Source organism: Achromobacter maghribensis (assembly GCF_057334215.1).
This window is the reverse complement of the sequence record NZ_JBHFII010000058.1, coordinates 49,929-51,740: the sequence shown is the minus strand read 5'-3', so window position 1 is coordinate 51,740 and position 1,812 is coordinate 49,929. Positions and strand designations below refer to the sequence as shown.

General features: G+C 67.8%; 1 protein-coding gene. It reads left to right on the top strand.

Going from position 1 to position 1,812, the window contains the following annotated elements:
• Nucleotides 1-131 precede the first annotated feature (131 nt).
• On the top strand, nt 132-1,812 hold a 1,681-nt coding region (locus ACE039_RS25040), incomplete at its 3' end, for a sensor histidine kinase (RefSeq protein WP_485823606.1).

Genomic DNA, 1,812 nt, shown 5'->3' with positions numbered 1-1,812 from the left:
GTGCATACCGCGCGTGCGCGGGGCTTGCTGGACTGAGGGGGTGGTTCGCATGCTGGCTGGCGCTGTGCGCCCTTCTGGCCCCGGCCCTTGCCGGAGCCGCGCCCGCGTCGCCTGCGGCCTGCACAGTCCAGGTGCTGTCCATCGCCGCCGCCCAGGGCGCGGCCGACGGCAGCCGGCCTGACGCCTCGCCCTGGCTGCCGGTCACGCTGCCCGACGACTGGGCGAAGCGGTGGCCGGACTACAGCGGCACGGTCTGGTACCGCATCGACTGGCAACGCCAATGCGCCGGCGCGCAAGCCGGACCGGTCGGCCTGACGCTCGAATCCGTGGTCATGGCCGGCGAGATCTTCATCAACGATGAATTGATTTGGCGGGATCCGCACCTGACGGAGCCGCTGTCGCGCAGCTGGAACATGCCGCGCTACTGGCGCCTGCCCGAAGCCTTGCTGCACGACGGCGTGAACACGCTGTGGGTGCGCGTGGTCGGCCTATGGCAGCAGACGCCGGGCATGGGCCCGGTCCACCTGGGCGGATCGCGGGCCATGCAGGCCCTGCAGGAAGACCTGTGGTGGACGAACCGCACCCTGTACGTGCTGAACCTGATCGTCTCGGGCGTTCTGGGCGCGCTGTTCTTCTGCATCTGGATCGTCCGCCGCGAACAGACCACCTACGGCTGGTACGCGCTGATGGCGCTGTTCTGGGTGCTGTTCGTCGCCAACGTGCTGGCGACGGACCCCTGGCCGTTCGCCAGCACCCTGATGGCGGCGCGCGCCAACGCCATGGCCCTGGTGCTGTATGCGGCCTGCTTCTGCCTCTTCATCTGGCGCTTCGGCGAACAATCGCTGCCTCGCACCGAGCGCGCACTGTGGATCGTCTCGGCCGCGATGCTGGCCATGCTGGCGTTCACGCCTGATGCCGCGCTGCCCCATGCGTTGAGCGCGGGCGTGCTGGGAAGCGCCGCCATTTTCCTGGGAAACTGCCTGCAGTTCTCCTGGCATGCATGGCGGACGCGGCAACCGGAACACGGGATGCTGGCGGCGTGCCTGCTGATCATCTTCGCCGTCAGCATCCACGACTTGCTGCTGATGATGAAACTGATCGGCCCCGGGCCGACCTACACCTCGGTTTCCAGCATCGTCGTCACCCTCTTCATGTCCGCCATCCTGGGCATGCGCCATGCGCGCAACGTGCGGCGCATCGAACGCTTCAACCACGAACTGGCGGACGGCATCGCGCAGGCTCGCACGGAACTGGCCGACACCTTGGAGCGCGAGCACGCGCTGGCCATGAGCAACACCCGCCTGCAGGAACGGTTGCAGATCGCGCATGACCTGCATGATGGGCTGGGCGGATCGCTGGTACGCATGATGGCCATGGTGGAACAGGCCAAGGCGCCACTACAGGGCCAGCAATTCCTGTCCATGCTGAAACTGCTGCGCGACGACCTGCGCCAGACGATCGACAGCGGTTCAAGCGCCGACGTCAAAGTGCCGGCGACGCCGCTGGAATGGGCCGCCCCGCTTCGCCACCGCTTCGTGCAACTCTTCGACGAACTGGACCTGGCTTCCAGCTGGCAGTTCCCGCCGCAATGGGTCACGCCGCCCACGCCCCTGCAATGCCTGGCGCTGACCCGATTGGTGGAAGAAGCCCTGACCAACGTGGTCAAGCACAGCCGCGCGCGCCGCGTGCAACTACAGCTGCTGCAACCCGCGCCTGGCGAGCTGCGGCTTCGGATCGAAGACGACGGCGCCGGCTTCGACGTGGCGGCCGTGCGGCAAGCGGGCGTCAGCGTCGGCATGCGCAGCATGCACG